The sequence below is a fragment of the Streptomyces sp. Y2F8-2 genome (assembly GCF_014905555.1).
In the GTDB taxonomy this organism is placed as follows: Bacteria; Actinomycetota; Actinomycetes; order Streptomycetales; family Streptomycetaceae; genus Streptomyces; species Streptomyces cynarae.
On the sequence record NZ_BNGS01000003.1, the window covers coordinates 568,820 to 591,825 of the forward strand.

Below are 23,006 nucleotides of genomic sequence, written 5' to 3' on the forward strand. Positions count from 1 at the left end.
GGATGCCATTCGGACGACACCGATAGTTGGGACCGAGTGCGCCGACGACCCCAGGCGTGCGGCGAACGCAGTGATCCGCGTCACTCCGGCCTGTTTCCCTGTGATGTTCACCGGCCCGGCCGCGCTGGGGGGGTGGGTCACCCCTGTGACGGGTGTGCTCCCTCCGTGACTTTGTTCTGTGGCCCGCCCGTGTGGGCCCTCGAGGGGTGGATACGTCGTGAGTCGTCGTACGTCGCATGCGTACAGACCGCTGAGTCTCAAGCGTCGGGTGTGGCTGACGCTCGGTGCCGTGGTCCTGGGGGGCGGGGGCGTGGTGACCTATGCCGTCGCCAGCCCCTCCGACCATCAGGCGGCGGGCCGCGCCAAGCGGCCGGTGAAGGTCTACGACCTGACGCTGAAAGGCACCGACGCCGGCAGGCGGGAACTGCCGCGCACGGACACCGAGCAGTTTTCGATGGTCGGCGTCTCGTGGACGGGCGGAGCCAAGCGGCTCGACGGCACGGCGCAGGTGCGCACCCGCAGCCTCGAGACCGGCGAGTGGAGCGCCTGGCGCGACCTCGAAGTGAACGTCGACCCGCTGGAGAAGCCCGGCCCCCGTGTGCGCGGCGCCTCCGAACCCCTCTGGGTCGGCTCCTCCGACGGCGTCCAGGTACAGGTCGTCCGCAAGAACGGCACCACCGGCCCGCTGCCCAAGGGACTCGAGGTCAACCTGGTCGACCCGGGCGTGGTGACCGACGCCGAGACCAGGTCCTCCACCGGTGAGCCGGCCGCGTTCGTCGCCGAGACGAGTCCCGGTGCCACGCCCACCGACTCGACCGCACCGACCGACTCGACCACACCGACCGACTCGGCCACATCCACGGACTCCGCCGCACCCGGCGACGGCACCACCACCCCGCCCGCGGACGGTCAGAGCACCCCGGCGCCGCCCGACACCGCGCCCACGGCCACCCCGACCGACTCGGTGTCCGCCTCACCCACGACGAGCGCGTCGGCCACCACGCCGTCCGCACCGCCGTCCACCGTGCCCGAACCGCCGATCACCTCGCGCGCCGACTGGGGCGCCGACGAGTCGCTCAGCCCCGACCCGTCGCAGTACAACGCGGACGTCAAGGCCGTCTTCGTCCACCACACCGACGGGGCCAACGACTACTCCTGCGCCGACTCCGCGTCGATCGTGCGGGGCATCTACGCGTACCACACGCAGGTCAACCACTGGAACGACATCGGCTACAACTTCCTCGTCGACAAGTGCGGCACCCTCTTCGAGGGCCGCAAGGGCGGCGTCGGCCTGCCGGTGCTGGGCGCCCACACCTACGGCTGGAACCGGGAGTCCGCGGGCATCGCGGTGCTCGGTGAGTACACCTCCACCAGCGCCACCAACGCCGCGCTGGCCTCGATCGCCCGGGTGGCGGCCTGGAAGCTCGGCCAGTACGGCGCTGATCCCTCCGGGACCGTCCAGCTCACCTCGGGCGCGACCCAGACGAACTACTTCGGCACCAGCTTCACCGCGGGCGGCAAGTACACGTTCCAGCGGATCTCCGGCCACCGCGACGGCTACAACACCCAGTGCCCCGGCGGGTCCCTCTACAACCAGCTGCCGACCGTCCGCGCCTGGGCGTCCGGCCCGGTGCAGGGCCTGAAGGTCTCCTCGGTCGACGGCGCGGGCCTTTCCGGCTCGACGTTCTACACCAAGGGCGCCGTCACGGTGCGCTGGACGGCCACCACGCCGGCCTCGCTCATCTCGAGCTTCAAGCTGCTCGTCGACGGCAAGACCGTGGCCACCGCCCCCGGCTCCGCCACCTCCGCCGGTGCCACCCTGCCCCTGGGCAGCCACACCGTCGCGGTACAGGCCGTCCACCAGTCCGGCAAGACCGCCACCAGCGCTTCGGTGAACGTCGTGGCGGAGACGACGGCGCCGACCTTCACCACCACCCCGACGCTCTCCCTGCGCACCGGCGCCGTCAACACCGGGGCCGTCCCGGTCACCCTGGGCTGGAAGGCCGCCGACAACACCGCGCTCAGCTCGGTGAAGCTGCTGTCCCCGACCACGGCCACCTTCGGTCCGACCACCACCGGCTCCAGCCGCACCGCCGCGTCCGGCACGGCCACGACCTGGTCGATGCGTGCCTACGACTACGCCGGCAACTACCGCACGGTCTCCCCGGCGTACACCCCGGTGATCCTCCAGGAGAGCTCCGCCGCCAAGTCCGGCAGCTGGACCACCCGATCCTCCACCAGCTACCTCGGCGGCAAGTCCTACTCCAGCGGTTCCAAGGGCGCCAGCCTGACCTGGACCTTCACCGGCCGCTCCGCCGCCTGGGTGGTCTCCCGCGCCTCCAGCTCCGGCCAGGCCTACGTCTACGTCGACGGCACCAAGGTCGCCACGGTGGATCTGAAGTCCTCCACCACCCTCTACCGGCAGGCGATCTGGACCAAGACGTGGGCCGGCAGCGCCCAGCACACCGTCAAGATCGTGGTGGTCGGCACCAGCGGCCGTCCCACCGTCACCACCGACGGCCTGGTCTACATCAAGTGACCCCCGACGCCGCCGACATGGCGGCGTGCCGTCCGACCGGCGCATGCGGTCCCGCATGCGCCGGTCGGCGTGTGGGGACCGCGGCATGACGTCGGGTGCGCCCGCGTGGTCAGCCGGCCGACCTGTGCTCGCCCGGCCGGCGCACCACCGTCAGCAGGTCGTCGTGCTCGGCCACCGCCTCCAGGGACAGGGTGCGGTAACCGGCCTGGTCGAACAGCACGGTGATGCGGTCCTGGTCCTGGCTGAGCACCGTGCCGTCGCCCCACTGCTCATGGCGCACCTCGGTCCCGACGGGGAACGACTTCGCAGCGGGGTGGGCGCAGGCCCGAGTGTCCGCTCCGCCATCGGTTCCCTCGGCGGCTTCCTCGTCGCACATGTCGCAGTTCCCGCACGGCGCCTCGAAGGCTTCTCCGAAGTAGCCGAGCAGGAAGTGCCGCCGGCAGCCGGTCGTCTCGGCGTACGCGCGGGCCATGTCGACGCGGGACCGGTCGGTCCGGCGGTGTGCCTCGGCCGTCTGCCGCGCCTGCTCGGCAGCCCGGCCGGCCGGAACCCCGGGGGTCGGGCGGACCTCGCCGTCCTGCCCCGTGGTGACGGCGCCCGCTTCCTCCAGCAGGTTCACCGCCGCGGTGACCCGGTTGCGGGACAGTCCCGTGGCCTCGCGCAGCCGGTCGGGGTCCGCCGGGTCCGCGCGGTGGTCGTGGACGGCCCGGGCCACCTCCGACAGGGAGTTCCGACCGGGGCTGCGGCCGGCGAAGTAGTTCTGCATGCCCGTGTCCTCGGTCCGGTAGTGCAGTACGGCGAGGGCTGGGCGGCCGTCCCTGCCGCAGCGGCCGATCTCCTGGTAGTAGGCGTCCAGCGAGCCCGGCAGCGAGGCGTGCAGGACGAACCGTACGTCCTCCTTGTCGATGCCCATGCCGAACGCGGAGGTCGCCGCCACGACGTCCGCCTCGCCGCTGAGGAAGGCGTCGTGGACGCGGGCGCGCTCGGCGGCGCGCAGGCCGGCGTGGTAGGCCTCGGCGGACAGTCCCAGGGCCGCCAGTTCCGCGGCGTAGTACTCGCTGTCCTTGCGGGTCGCGGCATAGACGATGCCCGGCTTCGGCTCGGCGGCGGCCCGCTCGACCACGGCCCGGCGGCGGTCGTCCTCGTCCAGGAAGCGGCGGACCTCCAGCCGGATGTTCGGCCGGTCGAATCCGGCCACCATCAGCCGCGGCCGGCGCATGCCGAGCCGCTCGGCGATCTCCTTGCGCACCGGGGGCGCGGCGGTCGCGGTCAGGGCCAGGACCGGGGGTCCGCCCACACGTCGTACCGCGTGCTCCAGACGCAGGTAGTCGGGACGGAAGTCGTGGCCCCAGGTGGAGACGCACTGGGCCTCGTCCACCACGAACAGACCGGGGCGCGCCTCGGCGAGCCTGTCCACGACATCGTCCTTGGCCAACTGCTCCGGCGACAGGTACAGCAGACGGGCGTCGCCGTGGCACACCGCCTTCCAGGCGGCCTCCGTATCCGCAGCGCCCAGGTCGGAGTTGACCGCGACGGCACCGGGTGCGCCCTCGCCGTCCGGCAGGCCGGCGATCTGGTCCATCTGGAGGGCCAGCAACGGCGACACCACCACGACCGGAGCGGACACCATCAGGGCGGTGACCTGGTAGATGGCCGACTTGCCGGACCCGGTCGGCATGACGACGAGGGTGTCCTCGCCGTCCAGCACCCACTCCATGGCCGTGAGCTGCTCGGGCAGAAGCCGCTCCCAGCCGAACACGTCGGCGGCGATGGCGCGCAGACGCGCGGCCCGGTCCCGCCGCCCTGACGGCGGCCGCCCCTTCCGTGCCACGGCACGCTCCTTCGCTCGACGCGGACACGGGCAAGTCCCGCGACCGCGACGTCGGGCGAGTACCCCGGGGCCGGGCGCGTATCCGTCGCCGGTGACAGGGAGCGAGCAACCCACGCGGGGGTGACCCGTGGCCCGCGACGGGGAAAGGGGGCCGGTCCCTTCGGGAGCGGCCCCCTTGTTCTGCGGCTGTCAGTGCTTCTTCGGCCGTCAGCGCCTCGCGGCCGGCAGTGACCGCCAGTCGGCGGCATGCGCCGGGGCGAGGTCCACCCCGGCCGACCGCAGGGCCGGCGAACCGGTGGTGGAAGCGCACAGGGCCTTCGCCACGAACGTGTTGATGGCGTCGTCGATCGGGCTCGGGGTCACCGTGCCGTCCGGTCCGAGCTTGTCGTACTTCGACAGGTTGTAGGCGAGCGCCATCTGCCGGCGGCCGTCCGGGCTGGAGATCCCCCAAGTCTCGGCGCCGAACACCGCGCCGCTGTGGCCCCAGAACGTGCCGCATCCCCAGTCGAACCGTATGAGGCCCAGACCGTAATGCCCCGTCACATTGCCCTGGTCGTCGGTCATCGGGACCGTCGTCTCCATCTCGGCCAGTTCGGCTGCGGGGAGCAGCCGGCCGGTGAGCAGCTGCCGGTAGAAACGGTCGAGATCCGCCATGGTGGAGACGACGGCGCCGGCGGTCCCGGCCCAGGACATGTCGTAGACGCTGTAGTCGCGCGGTGGGTCGATCAGTCCGTAGAAGGACTCGTACAGCTTCGGGTGCGGGCCGGTGATGCGCGGGCTGACGGGGAAGTACGTGTGCCGCAGACCAGCCCGGCGGATGACGTTGCGCGTGATGTACCGCTCGGGGTTCTCGCCGGTGAGCTTGCCGAGCAGCAGCCCCGCGATGATGTAGTTCGTGTTGGAGTACGACCACTTCTCGCCGGGAGCGCCGGTCGGCGGAGCCTGCACTCCCATCCGGACCAGCTCCCGCGGGTCGATGTGCCGGAAGCGGTTCTCGTCCAGGCTGCTCGTGGACAGCGTCTGCAACGACGGGAAGGCGTAGAGGACGTAGTCCCCGATACCGCTGGTGTGGTTCAGCAGCATCCGCACGGTGATCCGGTCACCGCGCTGTCCGGGGACGAGGCCGGGGAGGTACCGGGAGACGGGCGCGTCCAGGTCGAGGCGGCCCGCGGCGACCTGCTGGAGCAGGGCGACGGCGGTCATCGCCTTGGAGATGCTGCCGATCCGCTGCTCCATGTCCGGCGTCACCGGACGGCCGGTGTCCCGGTCGGCGACACCGGCGGCACCGCGCCACATGGTGTCGCCGTCCCGCACGGCCGCGTAGGCGCCGTACATGCCGGCGGTGTGGATGGCCTCGAGAGCATCTGCCAGGGCCGCCCGGTCCGTGGCCGGCCGGTGGGCAGCGGCGGCGGGGGTGGCCGGGCGGCTGGCCGCCTGTGCCTGGGGGAGCGCGGCAGCCGAGGTGACAAGGGCCGCGGCACAGGCGAGGGCAACGGCCCATCCCCGTCTCGTCGGGGCCGGGCGTCGCTCGTTCCGGCGTGCTAAGTGCATGGTCGTCTCCACAGCCTCTCTGCGTGCGGGAACCGGGAAAGATCCTGACGGTGATCTTCGCCGGGGCGGTGGTGAGAGGCATCGTGCACGCGGAGGAGCGGGGGTACTACCGGCGGACGAGCGGATTTCGGTCAGGCGGTTCCGACCGGGCGACGGCAAGGGCGGGGGCGGGTCTCAGCACGGCACCCAGGACCTTTGCGTGTGCGCGTTCCATCCCGTAAACGATAGAAAGGGGATATGGCTGGAGAATCCGGTCGGTCTGTGCGCCGCCGGCGCCGTCCCGGCCGCTCGCTGAGCGTGCGCAGTCTCGCCGGGCAGGTCTTTCTCCTGCAGTTCGCCGTCGTGGTGCTGCTGGTCGCCGCCACGCTGGTGGCTCTCGTGGTGCAGGCCCGACGCGACAACATGGCGGACGCCCGGAACCGCACGCTCGCCACCGCGCAGACGTTCGCCAACTCGCCGGGGATCGTGGCCGCGTTGAACAGCCCGGATCCGAGCGCGGTGCTCCAGCCGCATGCCGAGGCGACACGGAAGGCCGCGGGTGTCGACGCCGTCATCGTGTACCGGCTGGACGGGATCACCCTCACCCACAGCGATCCCCACCAGATCGGCAAGCATGTCATCGGCCCCTACGCGCAGGCCGCGGCCGGCAAGCCGTTCACCAGGACCTTTCAGGGGTCCCTGGGGCTCTCGGTGATCTCGGCGGTCCCGGTCAGGGCCCCCGACGGCTCGGTCGTCGCCATCGTCTCCGTTCCCGTCACGGTCGAGAAGGTGCAGCACCGGGTGGACCGGCAGCTGCCGGTGCTCTTCGGCGGCGCCGCCGCGGCGCTGGTCATCGCCGTGGGCGGGTCCGCACTGGTGAGCCGCCGGCTGCGGCGGCAGACCCATGGCCTGGGCCCGACGGAGATGACCCGCATGTACGAGCACCACGACGCGGTCCTGCACGCCGTACGGGAAGGCGTGCTGATCATCTCCGCGGAGGGCAGGCTGCTGCTGGCCAACGACGAGGCACGGCGGCTGCTGGAGCTGCCGGCGGACGCGGAGGGGCGCCATGTCACCGATCTGGGACTCGAGGAGGACCTGCCCGGGCTGCTGGCCTCCGACCGCCCGGCCACCGACGAGGTGTACCTCGCGGCCGACCGCCTCCTGGCGGTCAACAAGCGGCCCACCGCACCCCACGGACCGGCCGGCAGCGTGGTGACGCTCCGGGACACCACGGAGCTGCTCGCACTGTCCGGCCGGGCGGAGGTGGCGCGCGAACGCCTGAAACTGCTCTACGACGCCGGGGGCCGGATCGGCACCACCCTGGACGTGAAGCGCACCGCCGAGGAACTGGCGGAGGTGGCGGTACCCCGGTTCGCGGACGTGGTCACCGTCGAACTGCTGGACCCGGTCCTGTCCGGCGGGGAGCCCTCCGCGGCGACCCCCGACGTGCGCCGGGTCGCGGTCGCGGGCCTGCACGACGACCGTCTCCTCTACCCCGTCGGCGCACTGGTCCGGTTCATCCCCGCCCACCCCGTCGCCCGGGCGATGCAAGGCGGACAGGCGGTCCTCGTCAGGGACCTGAGCGCGGACGACAGCTGGGTGGCCCAGGACGCCGTACGGTCCCGGCGCATCCTCGACCACGGCATCCACTCCCTGCTGGCGGTCCCGCTGCGGGCCCGCGGGGTGGTGCTGGGATCGGTCGACTTCTGGCGGGGGCGCACCTCCCCGCCGTTCGACGAGGAGGACGTGTCCTTCGCCGAGGAGCTGGTCGCCCGGGCCGCGGTGAGCATCGACAACGCCCGCCGCTTCACCCGTGAGCACACCATGGCCGTCACCCTGCAGCACAGCCTGCTGCCCCGCGGGCTCCCCGAGCAGTCCGCCCTCGACGTGGCCTACCGCTACCTGCCCGCGCAGGCGGGGGTGGGCGGCGACTGGTTCGACGTCATCCCGCTGTCCGGCGCCCGGGTGGCCCTGGTGGTCGGCGACGTCGTGGGCCACGGTCTGCACGCCGCGGCGACCATGGGCAGGCTGCGGACCGCCGTGCACAACTTCTCGGGCCTGGACATGCCCGCGGACGAGCTCCTCGGCCGACTGGACGAACTGGTGTCCCAGATCGACTCCGAGGAGGTGACCGCAGGGGAGGACGGGCAGGGGATCGCGGGGGCGAGCTGCCAGTACGCCGTCTACGACCCCGTCTCCGGGCAGCTGGCCATCGCCACCATGGGCCACCCGGGACCGGCGGTCGTCCACCCCGACGGGAGCGTGGACTTCCCCCCGGTGCCCGTCTCGCCGCCCCTCGGCCTGTGCGCCGGTCTGCCCGTCGAGAGCACCGAGCTGAACGTGCCCGAGGGATCGCGGCTGGTGCTCTTCACCGACGGCCTGGTCGAGGACCGCGACCGCGACCTGGACACCGGTCTCGCGACCCTGCGCGCCGCCCTGACCGGACCCGACCGCACCCCGGAGGCCACCTGCGCGAGGGTGATGGACGCGCTGCTGCCCGAGCGGCCCACGGACGACATCGCGCTGCTGGTGGCCCGCACCCGCTGTCTCGGCCCCGACCGGGTCGCCGAGTGGCAGGTGCCCCTCGACCCGGCGGCGGTGGGCCCGGTGCGCACCGCCTGCGTCCGCCGGCTGACGGAGTGGGGCCTGGAGGAGAACGTCTTCACCGCCGAGCTCATCCTCAGCGAGCTGATCACCAACGCGATCCGCTACGGCGGCGAACCCGTCTCCGTCCGGCTGCTGCGCGACCGCGCCCTGATCTTCGAGGTGGCGGACGGCAGCAGCACCTCGCCCCGGCTGCGCCGGGCGAAGGTCACCGACGAGGGGGGCCGTGGACTGTTCCTGGTCGCCCAGTTCGCCGAGCGCTGGGGCACCCGCTACACGGGCACCGGCAAGGTCATCTGGGCCGAACAGTCCCTCCACGGCGGCGCCACGCCGAGCGCCGAAGGGCTCGGCGAGATCCTGCTGGACCAGTGGGAGGACACGGCCCTGTGAGGGCGCCGCACACACCGCCTCACCTGCGCGGTCACCCGGCGTGGGTACGCTGGCCTGGATGACCGAAGGGCCGACGCGGTACCCGTACCGCGGCTGAAGGCCCGAGAGCTCCGAAACCCCACGATCGCCCCCTCGCACCCCGTCTGGAGCCGTCGTGACCGCACCCCGTGGCCGAGCCGCAGCCGTCCTCGGCTGCCTCGCCCTCACGACACTGTGTCTGAACGCCTGCGGCGGCCCACCGACCACCCGGCTCGAGAAGCCGGCGACGGCGACCTCCGCGGAGAACGCGGGCGGCATGCGGGCGCTGGCCGCCGCGGCGAAGAAGGAGGGCGGGCTCACGGCGATCGCGCTCCCGCGTGACTGGGCCGACTACGGCGGCCTGATCGACGGCTTCCAGAAGAAGTACGGGATCAAGGTGACCGTCCAGGACCCACTGGGGCACAGCCAGGACGAGATCAACGCCCTCAGAAGCAGCGGAACGCGGCGGACCGCCCCCGACGTGATCGACGTCGGCGACACCTTCGCCCGGACGGCGGCGCGGCAGAACCTGCTCGCGCCGTACAAGGTCGCGGCGTTCGACGCGATCCCCGGCAACCAGAAGGACGCCGGGGGCCGCTGGTCCAACAACTACGGCGGCTACATCTCGATCGGCTGCGACGCCCGGCGCGTCAAGCCCTGCCCCCAGACCTTCGCCGATCTGCTGAAGCCCGCCTACAACGGGATGGTCGCCCTCGCGGGCGACCCGACCCGGTCGGAGACCGCCTTCGCCAGCGTCTACGCGGCCGCGCTGGCGAACAACGGGTCGTTCGACGACATCCGGCCCGGCATCGACTTCTTCGCCAAGCTGAAGAAGAGCGGCAACTTCAATCCGCTGCCCGCCACCTCGGCGACGGTCCGGGACGGCCGGACACCCATCACCGTCAACTGGGACTACAACAACCTTCACGCGGCCGACGAGCTCCGCGGCACGGGCGTGAACTGGCAGGTCTCCATCCCGTTCGACGGCAGCTTCGCCCAGTACTACGCGCTGGCGGTCAACAGGCACGCCCCGCACCCGGCGGCCGCCCGCCTGTGGCAGGAGTACGTGTTCAGCACGGAGGGCCAGAACCTCCGGCTCTACGGCTATGCCCGCCCGGTCCTCATGGACGTCATGCGGCAGGACGGCACCCTGGACAAGACCGCCGCCGCCCGGCTGCCGACGGTGGAGGGAACACCGCAGTTCCCGACGGACGCGCAAGTGGAGAAGGCGAGGCGGGCTGTCGACCGGGGCTGGACGGCGGCCGTCTCCGGCTGACCGGCACGCCTACGAGGAGTCGGTGGGCGGCAGCGGCTGCTCGGTCCAGATGATCTTTCCTGTCGGGGTGTAGCGCGTCCCCCACTGGTGCGTCATCTGGGCGATGATGTACAGGCCCCGGCCCCCCTCGTCGTCGCTCGCGGCGTGACGCAGGTTCGGAGCGGTGTGCCCGGTGTCGGACACCTCGCAGATCAGGGAGCCCGCGGCGAAGCCGCTGATCGGCTCCGTGCGGATCAGACGCACCTGGATCGGTCCCCCGACGTAACGGATCGCGTTGGTGACCAGCTCGGTCACGATGAGCTCGGTGGTGAACACGAGGTCGTCGAGACCCCAGTCGCCGAGCTGCTTGCCGACGGTGTTGCGGACGGAGGCGACGGCCGCCGGATCCGCCGCCAGCTCCCACTGCGCGAGCCGGTTGCGGTCCAGCAGGCGGGTGCGGACCAGCAGCAGCGTCGCGTCCTCGTCCACGGGCCCGGGCAGCAGCGTGGCCACCGCCCGGTCGCACAGCTCCTCCAATGACTCGCGGTGATCGGCGAGGGACCGGGCGAGCAGGCCGGACCCGGCCTCGGGGCCGTCCGCCGCCTGGAAGAGGCCCTCCGTGAAGAAGGCGAGCAGGCTGCCCGGCGCGAGCCGCAGTTCGGCGGACTGGTAGGGCGGGCCGGTGCCTCCGAGCGGCGGGCCGGTCGGGAGCTCCGGGTAGTCGGCGACGCCCGTGTCCGGCGGGACGACCGCCAGTGGCGACCGGCCCGCCCGCGCCATGCTGCACTGTCCCGACACCGGGTCGTACACCGCGTACAGGCAGGTCACCCCCCTGGCCTCGTCGGCGTGCCGGCCGCGGCCCGCATGGCCGGGCGCGTGCTCGTGCGCGGTCTGCTCGACCAGGTCGGCCAGCCGGGCGAGCAGCTCGTCCGGGGCCAGGTCCAGCCGGGCCAGCACGCGTACGCCTGTACGCAGGCGCCCCATGGTGGCGGCCGCCCGCAGGCCGTGGCCGACCACGTCCCCGACGACCAGACCGACCCGGGTGCCCGACAGCGGGATCACGTCGAACCAGTCGCCCCCCACCCCCGACCCGTTGTCGGCGGGCAGATAGCGGCTCGCGGCCTGCACGGCGGTGTGCGGCGGCAGGCGGTGCGGGAGCAGGCTCCGCTGGAGGTTGAGGGCCGCGGTGTGCTCACGGGTGATCACCAGCATCAGCACGAAGCCCAGCAGCAGGGCGCCCAGACCCACCACCGTGACCCCGCCCGTCGGGCCGATCAGCGGCAGGTCGACGACCGTCGCGCCGTAGCCGGGGTCCGCGTAGACGCCGAAGGCGGCGTAGAGGAACAGCGCGAGCATCAGCAGACCGCCGAGCCCCGGCAGCACGCCCTTGCACAGCAGGTCACCGGCGCTGCGGGTGAGGACCCTGCGGTGGTACCACACGCAGGCGAAGCCGGTCAGCCCGTAGTAGAACGCGATCGCGAGACCGACCGATTCGACCGAGTCGGCCAGGAAGTCCCGGCTGAACGAGGTCAGCAGGAGCAGAACGGCGATGGAGAGCGCGCCCATGCCGACGGTCGACCAGGTCGGGGTGAGGAACCTGCGGTGGACCCGGGCGAACCGGGCGGGCAGCGCCTTGTGGACCGCCATGGAGAACACGGTGCGGGCCAGCGGCAGGATGGTCGTCTGGGTGGAGGCCAGCGCCGAGGTCAGCACCATCAGGATCAGCAGCCGGGAGAACACCAGCCCCGGGCCGTGGCTGCCGAAGACGGCCTCGCCCAGCCCGGAGAGCACATCGCCCGAGTTGCCGGTGTTGCCCAGCCCGATGCCCGAGCTGCCGACCCCGGCGAACGCCTGCGCGGATGTCGACACCAGTGCGTAGGTGACCAGGAGCAGCACGGTGGAGACCACTGCGGCGCGCCCGGGGATGCGGGTGCTGTCGACGGTTTCCTCGTTGACCGAGACGGCGGTGTCCCAGCCCCAGTAGATGAACACCGCCACGAGGAGGCCCGAGGTCAGCGCCTTCGCCGAGGAGACCTGGAAGGGATCGAACCAGGAGGCGGAGATGTGGATCGCCGTCGGGGGAGCGCTCGTGTAGACCCTGACCAGCGCGGTCACCGCGAACAGGACCAGCACCGCCACCTCGATGCACAGCAGCCAGCGCTGGAGGGCGGCCGAGATCTCGATGCCGATGTAGCAGACGGCGGTCAGGACGACGATCCAGACGATGCCCGCCACGGTGGTCCACAGCCGGCTCTCCGCCAGGCCGTCCAGGCCCACCAGCCGGAAGCCGTAGATCCCGGCGATCTCGGCGAGGTTGGCCAGGACGAGGATGTCCGCGACGATCAGGCCCCAGCCGCCCATCCAGCCGGTGCGCGGCCCGAAGGCGCGGGTCGCCCAGGTGAAGGCGGTCCCGCAGTCGGCGTTGGACGCGTTCAGCTCCCGGTAGGCGTACGCGATCAGCAGCATCGGGACGAACGCCAGCATGGTGACGATCGGGGCCTGCAGTCCCACGGCCGCCACGATGAGGCCCAGGGTGGCCGCCAGGCTGTACGCCGGGGCTGTCGAGGCCAGGCCGATGACGACCGAGGAGAACATGCCGAGGGCGCCGCTCTTGAGCCCTTTCCGGCCGGGCCCCGTGCCGGGGGCGGGGCGGCCGGCGGGACGAGTCGAAAGTGCGGTACTGTCACCCACCTTGCCCATTATGTGGAGAATCGGCAGGGAGCGCTTCTTCGTCACCGGGCGGGGCGACCGGGCCGGGGAGGGCGTTTCGGGCCCGGTGGTCTCAGGGGCCGGCCAGCCCCGTCTTCAGCCCCGCCCCGCACAGCGGCACCACCGCACTGCGGGACCCGAGGGCTCCCTCCCGTACGGCCGCCCAGCAGGCCACGCCCGTCGACTCCACGTACAGGCCCCGGGACGCCAGGTCCAGTTGGGCGTGGCGGATCTGGTCCTCGGTCACCGTGAGGAACGTGCCCCCCGAATCGCGAACCGCGCGCAGGATCTGGCGGGCCCGGGGCGGCCGCGGGATCGCGATCCCCTCGGCGGACGTCGGCCCCGCGGGAGTGATGTCCACCAGGTCCTCGGCGCCCTCCTCCCACGCGCGTGCCAGCGGGGCGACCGCCGCCGCCTGCACCGCGTACAGCGCCGGGCGGCGGTCGAGCAGCCCCGCCCCGTACAGCTCCGTGATCGCGAGGGAGGCGCCCAGCAGCAGCGTGCCGTTGCCGACGGGGAGCACGAGCACGTCCGGGAGCCGCCCGCCGAGGTCCTCCCACAGTTCGTGGACGTACGTCTTCGTGCCGTGCAGGAAGTAGGGGTTGAAGACGTGCGACGCGTAGAACACCCCCGGCTCGTCCGCCGCGTCGCGCGCCACCCGTGCCGCCGCCTCACGCCCACCCCCGACCGGCCGCACCCGCGCCCCGTGGGCCTCCATCTGTTCCAGCTTCTTGGCCGAGGTGCCCTCGGGGACGTACACCGTGCACGGCAGTGCGGCCCGGGCGCAGTACGCGGCGATCGCCGTGCCCGCGTTGCCGCTGCTGTCGGCGATCACCTGCCGGGGCTTCAGGCGCAGCGCGAGTTCGGCGAGCAGCACCGCGCCGCGGTCCTTGAAGGACAGCGTCGGCATCAGGAAGTCCAGCTTCGCCGAGATGCCGTCCGTCAGCTCCACGAGCGGGGTGCGGCCCTCGCCGAGACTGACCGAGGGCCCGGCGAGCGGCAGCGTCTCCGCGTACCGCCACAGCGAGTTCACCCGGCCGCCGAGGGACTTCAGCGGGGCGGGCGTGGGCGCGAAGTCCAGGTCCAGCGGGCCGCAGCAGACGGGGCAGCACCAGGCGAGCGACTCCGCGGCCACCCGGGTGCCGTCCGCCGGGCAGTAACAGTCCGGCAAAGGTGTCATGCGAGAAGGCTAGGGTCTTTCGTTTGGATCAGGCCGGATCAGGGAGCGGGGTCTGGTGCGTGCAGCTGCAAGGCGGAGGAGGGAACCAACGCGATGGGGTCCCCCCGCGCGAGCGTGTTCGAGCGTGGGGGAGTCGGCGGCCGACGACAACGCCGCTGGGGGTGCCCCCACGCCGTTGAGGCAGTGGGGGAGTGCGTACCGGGCCCCCGCGAGCCCGGCATGACCCGAACGGAAGGCACTGGTTCTCGGCCCTCCTGACTCTCTGTCATGAGAACTGCGCCGCTTCCGTGTTCGGGGCAGGTGTGACGGCGTCCATAACGGGGAGAAAGTGCCTGGGTAAAGCCCTCGGCACGGAGAAGTCATCACATCGGGTGATTCTTTGGCCTGTGCTTGCATGGCGGAACCGACGGTTGCCACGCTGTTGCTGTCTGTACAACCTGATGGGAGCGGCCAGTGACTTTCGGTGAGCAGCCGGCGTATCTGCGTGTCGCGGGTGATCTGCGCAAGAAGATCGTCGACGGTCTGCTGCCACCGCACACCCGGCTGCCGTCCCAGGCCCGCATCCGCGAGGAGTACGGCGTCTCGGACACGGTCGCCCTGGAGGCGCGCAAGGTGCTGATGGCCGAGGGGCTGGTGGAGGGCCGCTCCGGATCGGGCACCTACGTCCGGGAGCGGCCGGATCCGCGGCGCATCGCGCGCTCCGGGTTCCGGCCGGAGAGCGGCGCGACCCCGTTCCGCCAGGAGCAGGCGGACGCCTCCGCGCGCGGGACCTGGGAATCGCACAGCGAGCAGACGGCGGCGAGCGGCGAGATCGCCGAGCGGCTCGCCATCCGGCCGGGTGACCGGGTGATGTGCACGAAGTACATGTTCCGGGACGCGGGCGAGGCGATGATGCTCTCCACGTCGTGGGAGCCGCTCGCGCTGACGGGGCGCACCCCGGTGATGCTGCCCGAGGAGGGTCCGCTCGGCGGCATGGGGGTCGTGGAGCGGATGGCGGCCATCGACGTGATCGTGGACAACGTCACGGAGGAGGTCGGCGCCCGCCCCGGCCTCGCGGAGGAACTCCTGGCCCTGGGTGGCGTCCCCGGCCATGTGGTCCTGGTCATCCAGCGGACGTTCTACGCCTCGGGCCGCCCGGTCGAGACGGCGGACGTGGTGGTACCCGCGGACAGGTACCGGGTGGCGTACCACCTGCCGGTGAAGTAGCCCGAAGCCGGTGTAGCCGGAAGCCGGTGCAGTGGCCGAAAGGGGGCGGCGTAGGCCCGCCTCCGGGAGCACCGCCACACCCGCCTCCACGAGCCCCGGCGTCCGCCGCCGACACGCCTCGCCCCGGTCGTTGCGCCCGCCCTCCTTCAAGTCGCTTTCCCGGGCCCCCGGTTGTCGCGCCGCCCACGCTGTCCCGCCGCTGCAATCCGGTCGTTTCTCGCCGCCCCACCCCCCGGCGCTTCACGCTGCTCCGCGTGCACCAGGGGCGTGTTAGGGGGCGCGTGTGACGGCGCGCGCCCCCTCTGTCATGGCTGGTTGCGTACCTCTTTGTGAAAAGTCGGATTCGCTGCGTGAAGGTAAGGCGTAGGCTCGGGCATATGCGCAGTGCGGTTTCCTTGGTGGGCGGGGCGCGGCCGAAGCCGGGGACGGGACTCGGGCGGGCAGGGGCGGGAAGGAGCAGTGGGGCGCGATGAACGACAGCACGGTCACTCTGCCCTGGCTCGTCATACGGCAGGACGACAACGGCAACCGCTACCGCGTGGGCAGGTACGCCACCCGCGCCGAGGCGCAGAAGATCGTGGACAGCCTCGGCGACCGCGGCCACAAACAGCTCTACTGGGTCGAGCGCATCGGACAGAACGCAGGCACGTGAGCCGCGCCGGTCACGCGTGGGTGACCCGTCGCGCGGCTCCCGTAGGCTCCGGCGCATGACGCAACCGATCGTGGTGGTCGGCGCCGCCGTGCTGGACGGCGGCCGCCTCCTGGCCGCCCGCCGCAGCGCACCCCCGGAACTCGCCGGCCGCTGGGAGCTGCCCGGCGGCAAGGTCGAACCCGGAGAGACCCCCGAGCAGGCCCTCGTGCGCGAGCTGAGCGAGGAACTCGGCGTCACGGCGGAGCCCGTCGCATGCGTCCCGGGGGAGTGGCCCCTCAAGCCCGGGTACGTCCTGCGCGTGTGGACCGCCCGCCTCGTCGCCGGCACCCCCGAGCCCCTCCAGGACCACGACGAGCTGCGCTGGCTGACCCCCGAGCAGGTCTGGGACGTCGACTGGCTCGATCAGGACGTCGCGGCGGTCGAAGCGGTACGGGCCGCGTGGCAGCCGCTCCCGCACCACGGCGCCTCATAGAGCCTCGAACTCTCGCCCCGCCGAGCGGGTCACGGCGGTTGGACGACCGTGCCCCAGCCGTGTGAACTCGGGCTCCTGTGCATGGATTCGGTAAAGCCTGTGCCCGCCTTGTGAGCGGCCCCCGTCGCCGCGCAGGCCGGAATCCCACGGTCCCCACCTGCGGAAAAGCCGCAAGTCGCGCCCCGGAGCGGGGGCGTCACGGTCTCTCGGCCGCTGGTGGTGATGGGACTGGTGTTGCACCAGGGGCTGGCGCCCCATACGCCGTTCGTGCCACAGTGCGCCCCAGTGCGCGGTAAGGCGCCATTGATATCGGGTATGTGCCCATTAACCCCACGAAACCGGACATGGGTGGGCTTCTGGCCTGGGAAGTGATCGGCGTGCTCGACACCCAAGGCGAAAGCGCCGAGTGGACGTTCTCCGCGGACCCCGGTGCGGTACGCACCGCCCGCGCCGTAGTCCGGGGCCAGCTGCGCACCTGGGGTCTCGACGAGCTCGGCGATGTCGCCGCGCTGCTGGTCAGCGAGCTGGTCACCAACTCGATGCGGCACGCCACGGGCCCCATCGGCGTCCGTCTCGTCCGAGCCGCGGGCCCCGTGACCACCCTGCTCGTCGAGGTCTCCGACCCGCTCCCCGACCTGCCCCGCGAGCGCAAGGCCCGTTCCGACGAGGAGGACGGCCGCGGTCTGCAGCTGGTCGCCCACTCCTCGCGCCGCTGGGGCACCCGGCCCGCGGACACCGGAAAGACGGTCTGGTTCGAGCTCGCGGTTCCCTGCTGACCGCGCTCATCCGGTGCACGGCAGTGCGTCACCGGCGCGGCCGGCGGGGCGCGCACCGACCGATCGGATCGAGCCAGGAGCGCGGGCGGCGTTCTTTGGTTCGAGCGGGCGCCACCTGGTTAGAAGACTGGGAGTATTGCCCGGCCGGTCCAAAAACCATCGGGATCGTGCTGTGATCGTGAACACCGTGTTGTGCGGCACCGTAGTGCTGGATACTGCGGGCAGCCGCCCCCGGTGACCGGTGCCGGACGCGGTGAGCTGGAGGGGACGGTTCGCGTGAGCGAGATACCAGCGAAGGCCACGGAGTCCGAGGACCCGTCGGACGGCGCGAGGGGCGGGGCCGCGGTCGATGCCGCCGCGGCCGTCGAACCGCGCGACCCGGCGGGCGGTCCCCTGTGGCAGAGCAGTCCCCCCGGCTCCATCTACGACTACATCAAGGTCGCCTCGTTCTCCCTCGGCCCCGACGGGCTCGTCGACCAGTGGAGCCTGCGCGCCGAGCATCTCTTCGGCATCCCCGCCGAGCGGGCCGTGGGCATGGACCCCATCGAGGCGTTCGTCGCCCCGGACCTGCGCGAGCGCGGCCAGCGCAAGATGGCCGAGATCCTGGACGGCCGCGAGTGGACCGGCGTCATCCCCTTCCGGCTGCCCGGCGCGGAGCGGACCGAGGGGCTCGCCGAGGTCTACGTGATGCCCACCACGACCGAGGACGGCGAACAGGGCGCGGTGTGCATCATCGTCGACGCCCGCACCCTCCGCAGCATCGAGACCGATCTCGCCGCCTCGCAGGCGATATTCGGCCAATCTCCCTTCGGCTTCCTGCTGATCGACTCCGACCTGCGGGTACGCCGCGCCAACGAGCGGTTCGCCTCCACGTTCGGCGGCACGCCCGCGGACCACCGCGGCCGCACCGTCCACGACTACGTGCAGTCCCCGGAGGCCGAGCGCATCACCGCCACGCTGCGGCGCGTCCTGGAGACCGGCCAGTCCATCACGGACATGCACATCACGGGGTTCGTCCCCGACTCCGACGAACGCAAGCACTGGTCCGTCAACCTCTACCGCGTGCACAGCGGCAGCGGCCGGCCCATCGGGATCGCCTGGCTCGGAACCGACATCACCGCGCGGCGCGCCGCCGCCCGCGAGGCCGCCGCAGCCCGCCGCAACCTCGCCCTGCTGAACGAGGCCGGCGCCCGCATCGGCAACTCCCTCGACCTGGAGACCACCGCCCGCGAACTCCTCGACGTGGTCGTGCCCGGCTTCTGCGACCTCGCCACCGTCGACCTCTACCAGGGCCTCCTGGCCGGCGACGAGACACCGCCGGGCCTGCCCGACGGCAGCGCCGAGCTGCGCCGGGTCGCGTTCGCCAGCGCCGTCTCGGACGCGCCCCTGGCCGGCGGGCCCGCGCCCGTCGAGGTCGGCGCGGTGCACCACTTCTCCTTCAACTCCGCCTTCGCCGACGCCCTGCGCACCGCGCGCCCCCGGCACATCTCCGCCGAGGACGGCGGCCTCATCCAGTCCACCCTCGCGGTCCCGATGGTCGCGCACGACACCGTGGTCGGCCTCGCGCAGTTCTCCCGCACGAAGGGCAGCGAGCCGTTCGGGGAACGCGACCGCGCGCTCGCCGTGGAGCTCGCCGCGCGCGCCGCGGTCTGCATCGACAACGCGCGCCTGTACCGCCGCGAGCACGAGCGGGCGCTGATCCTGCAGCGGTCCCTGCTCCCGCCGGGCGACCCGGAGGCCTCCGGCCTGGACATCGCCTGCCGGTATCTGCCGGGCAACGCGGCGACCGGGCGGCCGAGCGAGGTCGGCGGCGACTGGTTCGACGTCATCGAACTCCCCGGCCATCGCACCGCGTTGGTGGTCGGCGACGTCATGGGCCGGGGCCTGCGCGCCGCCGTCGCCATGGGCGAACTCCGCACCGCCGTCCGCACCCTGGCCCAGCTCGACCTCGAACCGGCCGAAGTCCTCGCGCAACTGGACGAGATCGCGCGCGGCCTGGGCGCGCCCGGAGGCGTCCAGCAGGCCACCCGTGCCGCCCGCCGGCCCCGCGAGGCCGACCTGTCCGAGGTCTACCTCGCGACCTGTGTGTACGCGGTCTACGACTCGGTGACGCGGCGCTGCACCTTCGCCAACGCGGGCCATCTCCCGCCGGTGCTCGTCGAGCCGGGCGAGTCCGCGCTGATGCTGGACGTGCCGCCCGGGATGCCGCTCGGTGTGGGCGGCGAGCCGTTCGAGGAGGTCGAGGTCGAACTCCCGGAGGGCGCGCTGCTGGCGCTCTACACGGACGGCCTGGTGGAGTCCCGCGACCACCCCCTGGACGAGGGTCTGCAGGCGTTCGTCGGCGCCCTCACCGACCCCTCCCAGCCACTGGAGGACGTCTGCGACCACGTCCTCAACACCCTGAACACCCATCACGGCGAGGACGACATCGCGTTGCTGATGGCACGTGTACAGGGACTGCCGGCCGACTCCGTCGGCGACTGGACCCTCCCCCGCGAGCCACGCAGCGTGGGCCGGGCCCGGGAGTACGCGCGCGGACAGCTGCTCAGCTGGGACCTCGAACCGCTGGTCGACACCACCGAACTCCTCGTCAGCGAGCTGGTCACCAACGCGTTGCGCTACGGCGAGGGCGAGATCAGGCTCCGGCTGCTGCTCGACCGGACGCTGGTGTGCGAGGTGTGGGACGCGGGCCTGGTCCAGCCGCGCCGCCGCCGCGCCCGGGACACCGACGAGGGCGGCCGCGGGCTGCAACTGGTCGGCATGCTCTCCGCGGCCTGGGGTTCGCGCCGTACGCCGCGCGGCAAGACGGTGTGGTTCGAACTCCCGCTGCCGGGCGGCGAGGGCGGCGTCACGGACCCGGCGGAGGCGTTGCTGAGTCTGTTCTAGGCACCGGGTCCGCGTTCGCCGGCCGGAACAGCTCGCCGCCGTCCCTGCGCCCCCGGGTGGCCGGCCCGCCGAAGCTCGCGGGCCCGCCGCGGCCGCCCGGGCGGTGCCGCGCCTCCAGCACGATGCCGCCGAGCACGGCGCCGCCCGTCCAGAGACCCTCGCCGTACGGCGTCCCGTACGCCCGTACGTCCCGCTCCGCGAGCCGGCTGGCCTCCCGGGCGAGTGCGTCGGCCTCACGGGCGTCGGCGAGGGCGTCGACCGGCGCGGGGACGGGCGGCACAGCGGTGTTCACCGCGCCGCGCAGCCGCCGCTCGGCCTCGGCGAGCCGCGTCCGCGCCTCCCAGCCGACGGCGCCGCGGTGCGTGGTCACATGGTCGGCGGCCGCCCCGACGGCACTGCGGGCGACGAGCACGGCCCGCTCGAGCCGCCCCAGCGCGCCGGAACCCCGTGCCACCCGGTGCAGGGCCCGGTCCAGCCCCACGGCCGCCTGCTCGATGCGCCGCAGCGCGCCCACGGGGTCGTAGGGCCCCTCCCCGTTCCTCTCCTCGCGCACCCGCGCCACCACCGACTGCCCGTGGGCGATCGCCCGGGCGGTGTCCGTGCCCAGGAGCCCGCGGGCCTCCGCGAGGTCGGCCTCCATGTCGGTCAGGGCCGTGGGCAGGCGGTCCGCCGCCGCCGTCAGGTCCGCGGCGAGCCGGACCACACCGTCCACGAGGACCGTCGCCTGCTCGGTCGCGGCCTCGGCGGCGCGCAGCAGGGCCACCGCGTCGTCCGTCGCGCCGTCCCGCATCGCCTGCCGCGCCCGGTGCAGGACGGTCGTGGCGAAGAGCATCCGGTCCTGCGCCTGGTCGCCGTGGCCGGCCACCGGCAGACAGGCCGACAGGGCGTACCGCGCGCGTATCCGGACGAGTGCGCGGTCCGCCTCCGGGGCCCGTGCCGTCACCTCCCGCAGCCGTGCGCCGGCACGCTCCAACGCCTCGCCCGCGGTCCGCTCCAGCGCTCGGATCCGGTCCAACTCGGGCGCCTGAGCGTCCAGCCGCCGCCCGGCCGCCTCGCACCGCTCGACGATCTCCTCCAGCAGCCCTCGCGCCTGCCCCTCCCCGTCGTCGAACCGCTGCCGCAGCCGGAACGCCTGTGCCACCTCCACCGCGGCGAACTCCACCGCCTCGGCGCACTCCCGTACCGCCTCGTCCCCGAACGCCTCCGCCGCGCGGCCCAGTTCCTCCCGGCTGGTGCGCACACAGTCGTCCGTCTCGACGAGCAACCGCCGGGCCCGCCGGTCGAGTTCGTCCAGCGGTACGACGGTGGGCAGCATCCCGCCGGGTGTCGTACGGGTCGCCGCGCGCAGCCTGCGCCGCACCGACGCGTACGCCGCCACGGCGACGGCGGCGAGCGCGGCGACCAGCGGCAGCACGAGATCCCCGGTGGAGGTGTGGTGCGGTACCAGCACCACGGCGAACACGACAGGCACCCTCCGCACGGCTCGGAACACGGCGGCCGGGCGCGGCCGGCGTCGACGGTGGGGCGGCGTCACATTTCGGAGCGTATGGCTGAATACGCGGCACCGCGACCGGGGTGCGGCGCCTGATGTACGGGGGACGGATCTGGTCCTTCCCAGCTGTTGGTGCCATGATCAGGCCAACGAACCGCCGGGGGGGGGGCTTGATGCTGCACATCACCTCACTGATCGCCGTGTATGTGGTTGTGGCGCTCTACGCCGTCGCGGGCGTCCTGGTCCTCACGACCGGCCGGGTCGCACCGTGGTGGCGGGGCGACGTCCTGAGGCCGCGCAGGTGGGGCTCAGGGGCGCTGCTCTTCGCCGCGGGCATGGGGCTGTGCAGGTACGGCTCCGCGGTGCGTGGCCTCACCGCCGTCGACGTCGTCTTCACCGTCGGCCTGGCCCTGATGGTGTCCGGCGCGTTGCTGCAGTTCCGCGCCCAGCACGTCGGCCGCACGCCCGCATGACGGCCGGCCGGACACCGCTCGGCCGCGACGCCCTCGCCCCCCTGGCCCGCGCCGCACTCGGCCCCACCCGCCGCCTGGACACCGTCACCCGGCTGCGCGGCGGCTCGAAGAAGGGCGTCTACCGCCTCACCCTCGACGACGCCTCCACCGCGATCGCCTACGTCTGGTCACCCGACGAGGACTACTGGGACGCTCCGCCCGCCGACCCCCGCGACCCCTTCTCGCACGCCTCCGGCCTCGACCTGTTCACGGCGTCGCACGACCGTCTCACGGCCCTCGGCATCCGCACCCCGAGCCTGCTGTTCGCCGACCCCACCCACACGCACCTGCCCGCGGACGCCGCGATCGTCGAGGACCTCCCCGGCGGCACCCTGGAGGAGTTGCTGCGCCGCGACCCCCACGCGGCGACCGGCCCGCTGAAGGACCTCGCCGCCGCTCTGACCGCGATGCGCGCCCACACCGCCCCCCGCTTCGGCAAGGTCGCCCTCGTCGACGGCGGGGGATCCGCGCACGGCACCTCCTGCGAAGCCGTCGTACGGGACCGCGCACTGCGGGACACCGAGGAGGCCGCGGCCCGCGAGCCCCGTGTCGCGGCCGTGCACGACCGGCTCGACCACCGCCTGCACGAGCTCTTCGCGGCGGTGCGCCCCCGCGCCCGCCACACTGTCGTCCACGGCGAACTGGGCCCCGACCACGTCCTGCTGGACGCGGACGGCCGTCCGGCACTGATCGACATCGAAGGACTGATGTACTTCGACGCCGAGTGGGAGCACGCCTTCCTCCAGCTCCGCTTCGGCCCCCACTACGAGCTCCTGCGCACCGACGACCTCGACGAGGACCGGCTGCGCCTGTACCGCCTCGCCCTGCACCTGTCCCTGGTGGCGGGTCCCCTGCGGCTCCTCGACGGCGACTACCCGGACCCGGGGCCGATGCGGGGCATCGCGGAACACAACCTCGAGCACGCACTGGAGTTCGTACGACGATGACCGG

15 protein-coding genes are annotated in these 23,006 nt (G+C 72.8%); 10 read left to right on the forward strand and 5 right to left on the reverse strand.

Translation table 11 applies throughout. The features are described 5' to 3' along the window. The first annotated feature begins 289 nt into the window (after positions 1-289). Entirely contained in the window at positions 290-2,539 is a 2,250-nt protein-coding gene (locus tag SY2F82_RS12615) for an N-acetylmuramoyl-L-alanine amidase (RefSeq protein ID WP_236041385.1), read from the forward strand. Between the two features lie 109 nt (positions 2,540-2,648). Here SY2F82_RS12615 and SY2F82_RS12620 read toward each other — a convergent pair whose 3' ends face one another. Both SY2F82_RS12620 and SY2F82_RS12625 read right to left on the reverse strand, forming a co-directional pair. Next, complete coding sequence (locus SY2F82_RS12620) at positions 2,649-4,370, reverse strand: ATP-dependent DNA helicase RecQ (protein WP_200419094.1); 1,722 nt, start codon at positions 4,368-4,370, stop codon at positions 2,649-2,651. A gap of 207 nt (positions 4,371-4,577) precedes the next feature. Continuing rightward, positions 4,578-5,921 (reverse strand): serine hydrolase, encoded by a 1,344-nt coding sequence (locus SY2F82_RS12625; RefSeq protein WP_200419095.1) that lies wholly within the window; start codon positions 5,919-5,921, stop codon positions 4,578-4,580. A 237-nt stretch (positions 5,922-6,158) separates the two neighbouring features. Here SY2F82_RS12625 and SY2F82_RS12630 point away from each other — a divergent pair, with 237 nt between their 5' ends. Both SY2F82_RS12630 and SY2F82_RS12635 read left to right on the forward strand, forming a co-directional pair. Continuing rightward, complete coding sequence (locus tag SY2F82_RS12630) at positions 6,159-8,897, forward strand: SpoIIE family protein phosphatase (protein ID WP_200419096.1); 2,739 nt, start codon at positions 6,159-6,161, stop codon at positions 8,895-8,897. A gap of 154 nt (positions 8,898-9,051) precedes the next feature. After that, positions 9,052-10,191, forward strand: coding sequence for an ABC transporter substrate-binding protein (locus tag SY2F82_RS12635; protein ID WP_200419097.1), 1,140 nt, complete (start codon positions 9,052-9,054; stop codon positions 10,189-10,191). 9 nt (positions 10,192-10,200) lie between these two features. Here the strand turns inward: SY2F82_RS12635 and SY2F82_RS38785 are convergent, their stop codons facing one another. Together SY2F82_RS38785 and SY2F82_RS12650 are read right to left on the reverse strand one after the other, a co-directional pair. Beyond that, a complete protein-coding gene (locus SY2F82_RS38785) occupies positions 10,201-12,861 on the reverse strand; it encodes a SpoIIE family protein phosphatase (RefSeq protein WP_374707148.1) in 2,661 nt (886 codons plus the stop codon). A gap of 91 nt (positions 12,862-12,952) precedes the next feature. After that, positions 12,953-14,059, reverse strand: coding sequence for a pyridoxal-phosphate dependent enzyme (locus SY2F82_RS12650; protein ID WP_200419098.1), 1,107 nt, complete (start codon positions 14,057-14,059; stop codon positions 12,953-12,955). A 453-nt stretch (positions 14,060-14,512) separates the two neighbouring features. Between SY2F82_RS12650 and SY2F82_RS12655 the strand changes: the two genes are divergently transcribed. The 5 genes from SY2F82_RS12655 (at position 14,513) to SY2F82_RS12675 (ending at position 20,051) form a co-directional block, all read left to right on the forward strand. Then, complete coding sequence (locus SY2F82_RS12655) at positions 14,513-15,265, forward strand: GntR family transcriptional regulator (RefSeq protein WP_200419099.1); 753 nt, start codon at positions 14,513-14,515, stop codon at positions 15,263-15,265. A gap of 469 nt (positions 15,266-15,734) precedes the next feature. After that, positions 15,735-15,917 carry an SPOR domain-containing protein gene (locus SY2F82_RS12660; protein WP_200419100.1) on the forward strand — a complete coding sequence of 61 codons (183 nt, stop codon included), beginning with the start codon at positions 15,735-15,737 and terminating at the stop codon, positions 15,915-15,917. Between the two features lie 55 nt (positions 15,918-15,972). Continuing rightward, positions 15,973-16,389 (forward strand): (deoxy)nucleoside triphosphate pyrophosphohydrolase, encoded by a 417-nt coding sequence (locus SY2F82_RS12665; protein WP_200419101.1) that lies wholly within the window; start codon positions 15,973-15,975, stop codon positions 16,387-16,389. Positions 16,390-16,733: 344 nt separating this feature from the next. Further along, the gene (locus tag SY2F82_RS12670) at positions 16,734-17,165 is read left to right on the forward strand and encodes an ATP-binding protein (RefSeq protein WP_200419102.1); all 432 of its coding nucleotides are present in this window, start codon (positions 16,734-16,736) and stop codon (positions 17,163-17,165) included. A gap of 276 nt (positions 17,166-17,441) precedes the next feature. Next, positions 17,442-20,051, forward strand: coding sequence for a SpoIIE family protein phosphatase (locus SY2F82_RS12675; protein ID WP_200419103.1), 2,610 nt, complete (start codon positions 17,442-17,444; stop codon positions 20,049-20,051). On the opposite strand, the gene SY2F82_RS12680 is transcribed toward SY2F82_RS12675, so the two are convergent. Continuing rightward, entirely contained in the window at positions 20,014-21,513 is a 1,500-nt protein-coding gene (locus SY2F82_RS12680; protein WP_200419104.1) for a TPM domain-containing protein, read from the reverse strand. The two genes, SY2F82_RS12675 and SY2F82_RS12680, sit on opposite strands and share 38 nt — an antisense overlap. A gap of 203 nt (positions 21,514-21,716) precedes the next feature. Here SY2F82_RS12680 and SY2F82_RS12690 point away from each other — a divergent pair, with 203 nt between their 5' ends. Both SY2F82_RS12690 and SY2F82_RS12695 read left to right on the forward strand, forming a co-directional pair. Next, positions 21,717-22,016 carry a hypothetical protein gene (locus SY2F82_RS12690; protein WP_200419106.1) on the forward strand — a complete coding sequence of 100 codons (300 nt, stop codon included), beginning with the start codon at positions 21,717-21,719 and terminating at the stop codon, positions 22,014-22,016. Then, positions 22,013-23,002 (forward strand): phosphotransferase family protein, encoded by a 990-nt coding sequence (locus SY2F82_RS12695; protein WP_200419107.1) that lies wholly within the window; start codon positions 22,013-22,015, stop codon positions 23,000-23,002. The genes SY2F82_RS12690 and SY2F82_RS12695 overlap by 4 nt, the downstream gene beginning before the upstream one ends. Positions 23,003-23,006: the final 4 nt, after the last annotated feature.